At 71.8% G+C, this 3,245-nt stretch carries 2 protein-coding genes; one reads left to right on the forward strand and one right to left on the reverse strand.

Translation table 11 applies throughout. The features are described 5' to 3' along the window. Positions 1-1,370: hypothetical protein (locus VFQ05_00315; GenBank protein ID HET9325194.1), on the forward strand; the 1,370-nt coding region annotated here is incomplete at its 5' end. Positions 1,371-1,373: 3 nt separating this feature from the next. On the opposite strand, the gene VFQ05_00320 is transcribed toward VFQ05_00315, so the two are convergent. Next, the coding region (locus tag VFQ05_00320) for a M23 family metallopeptidase (GenBank protein HET9325195.1) at positions 1,374-3,245 on the reverse strand (1,872 nt) is incomplete at its 5' end.

Below are 3,245 nucleotides of genomic sequence, written 5' to 3' on the forward strand. Positions count from 1 at the left end.
TGCCGGCGTCGCGGCGTCACGCCACATTGCGCGCCACGCTGGAGTGGAGCGTCGACGCTCTGGGACCGGCAGCTCGGCGCGCGTTCTGCTCGCTCTCGGTGTTCGCGAGTGGCTGGGATCTGCCGGCGGCGGCCGCCGTGCTGGATCTCGACGAGATCGAAGCCCTCGATGCGATCGACGGCCTGGTCCACCGCTCGCTGGTGGTGGCGGAGAGCCGCGGCGAAGAGGCGCGATACCGCTACCTGGAGCCGGTGCGCCAATTGGCGCTCCAGAATCTGCTCACCTGTGAGGACGAAGCCTCGGGTGCGGTCCGCCGCATGGTGCAGCACTTCGTCGGTCTGGCCCAGCAGGCCGGGCCTGCGCTGATCGGACCCGAGCAGACGCGCTGGCTCGACCGAATCGAGCTCGAGCACGAGAACCTCATGGCTGCGGTCGAAGACTGCGCATCCTTGCCGGCGGGCGCCGAGTCTGCGCTTCGCATCACGGGCTCGCTGTGGCGCTTCTGGAACGTGCGCGGGCGGCTCCGGACCGGATTGGAGACGGTGCGACGCGCCCTGGCGATGCCCGGCGCCGAGTCGGCGGGCCTGGCTCGCGCGGGAGCGCTCTACGCGGCCGCCGCGCTGATCGCCTCCGACACGGGAGGTCAGAGAGGGGCCGACGAATTCTTCGAGCAGGCGCTCGTCATCTACCGCGCCCACGAAGACGAGCTCGGAATGGCGCGCTGCCTCAGCGGTCTTGGCGCGGTGACGAGCGCCCGCCGCGACTTCGCCGCCGGGGCCAAGCACCTGCACGAAGCCCAGGGGCTGTTCCGAAGGCTGGGCGATCGGCGCGGATTGGCCGCCACGCTCAACAATCTGGGCGCCGCGGCGTGGAACCAGGGGGACCTCGACAGCGCCGGCCGCGCGGTCGGCGAAGCGCTGGATCTGTCGCGCGAGTCGGGCGACCTCAACAACGTGGCTCAGCTCTCGGTGACCATGGCCTTCATCGACACGCGTCTCCGCCGCGCCGATTCCGCGCGCCGTCATCTGCGCGAGTGCCTCTCGACGCTCGGCGCGCTCGGCGCTCGTCACAGCAGCGCCGGCGGGGCTTTGCTCGCCTCCGCCGAGCTGGCCACGCTGGAAGGGCGTTTCGCGGACTGCGTGCGGTGGCTCGGGGCGGCCGATCTCGTGCTCGAGCGGATCGGCCTGGTGTTCGACGAGCAGGACGTCTGGTGGAAGGAACGCGAGCGGTGCCGGAAGGAGTGCGGTGTGCATCTCGGCGAGGAGGCGGCCGAGCGCGAATACCAGGCAGGACGTGCGATCGAAGCCGAGCAGGCGCTGAGTCTGGCGTTGGCGAGCCTCGATGCGGCGGAGGCTCCGGCGACGCTCTGACGCTCAGCGCACCACGAACTTTCCGCTGGCGCGCGTCTCGTGACCGGCGCGATCGACCGCGACCACGACGTAATCATGCGAGCCCGCCGCCGGGCGCTGTCGCGGGCGCCAGCGCAGCGTGGCGCGCTCGGGGTCCCACTCGGAGGGCACGCGCCGGCCGTCGATCTCGAAGCGAGTCTGCGATGGATCGATGCCCGATCCACGGTCGCTCACCGAGCAGCGCAACGACCACGCATTCGGCGCCGGCGTGGGAATGCGCGCCTGCCGCACGGGACCGACGCGCGGCGCCGCCTGATCCTCGAACATCGCGAAGCGTCCGAGCCCGCGAACGCTGGCCGAGGCCTCGCTGCCGCCAAGCTCACTGCCGCTGTCTTCGCTGTCGCTTCCCGAGCTGAGCGCCGCCCATCCGCCGCGCAGTCGGTACAGCTCGCCGCCGTTCTTCGCGCCGCGGTGGCTCAGCTCGACGCGCGCCGGACGCAGGATCGGCAGCGTCGCCGGTCCCACTTCGAAGGCCGCGCTGCGCGGAGCGAGCCCGGTGGTCGCGGCCGGCGTGCCCAGCGTGTCGACCACGAGGAAGGTCGACGCGAACACGGCGCGCTCGGGAATGGTGAAGGCGAACGACGACGAATCGCGCTCGGCGGAGAGCACGGCCTCCTGCTGCGCCGAGACCGGAACGATGCGGACCGGCTCTCGTTCCTCCCAGGGTCCGGACGCGGTGCGTCCGGTGGCGACGAACGACGAGGCGCCGAGCGGCACGCGCACCACGGCCACCCACCGATTGCCGTCGGGGCTCGCCGGCCTCAGCGCCTGCGACTTGCCTTCGAGCCCGACCATCACCTCACGCGAGCCGACCGGCGCGCCGGAGAAGCGGACGCGCACGAACGGTCCGTCGACCGGCATCAGCTCGAAGCGTCGAGCCGGCCGCCCGCGCGCGGCCGTGGCGGGGAAGGTCTCGCCGGCCCGTGGAGGCCTGAGCACCAGCCGCCGCTCCGTCCCGTTGCCCGCGGCGTCGGCGGCCCGGAGCGTGAGCATGCGCGGCGGATCCCCCGGGCCGACCGCGAGCACGCCGGCGATCGGACCTTGTGACGACGAGCGCATCATCGCCGGCCGGTAATCGGCGCCGAACCACAGCGCGATCGGTTTCCAGAATCCCACCCGTCCCGCGCCGTCGTAGACCCAGTCCACCGCGGGCATCTGATCATCCCAGGCGATGCGGTCGAAGCGGCACTCCACCTGTTTTCCATCCCAGTCGAGGCCCACCGTGTAGGGCGCCACGCGCGATCCGCTGCTCACGCCATCGGTCACCGCGGCCCATGCCCGCACGCGTCCCTGCACCACGACCGTGTCGAGCCCAGGCCCGAGCACGAGCGTGCGCGGCGCAGCGCTGCCGCGCACGTACGAGGAGTCGTCGAGCGGCTCGAGGATCACGCGATGGAGCAGAGGCGCCGAGCTGTCGGGCACCGACAGCCCGAAGCGCAGCGGGTTGTACGCCAGGTCGCCGAAGCGGATCTCCATATGGAGGTGGGGCGGGCCCGCGCCGCTCTCGCCGCTCCACGCCACGCGCTGGCCCGCCGTGACCGGAAACCGTCCAGGCTCGGGCTGGAGCGTCTGGTCGTAACGGCCGGTCGACTCCTGGACCGCCGCGAGATACGAGGCGATCGGCTCGTCGAACGCGTCGAGATGCGCGAGCAGGATGCTGCGACCGTCGCGAGTGCGGATCATCAGGTTGTTGCCGAACCCCGAGCCCGACGACTGCACCCGTTGCACCTCGCCGCTGGCCGGCGCGTAGACCGGCTTGCCGATGTGACGCTCCGTGGAGAAGTCGGTGCCGGCATGAAAATGCCCGCGCCGGTATTCGCCGAAGGTGGCCGTGAT

The sequence above is a fragment of the Candidatus Eisenbacteria bacterium genome (assembly GCA_035712145.1).
Classification (GTDB): Bacteria; Eisenbacteria; RBG-16-71-46; order RBG-16-71-46; family RBG-16-71-46; genus DASTBI01.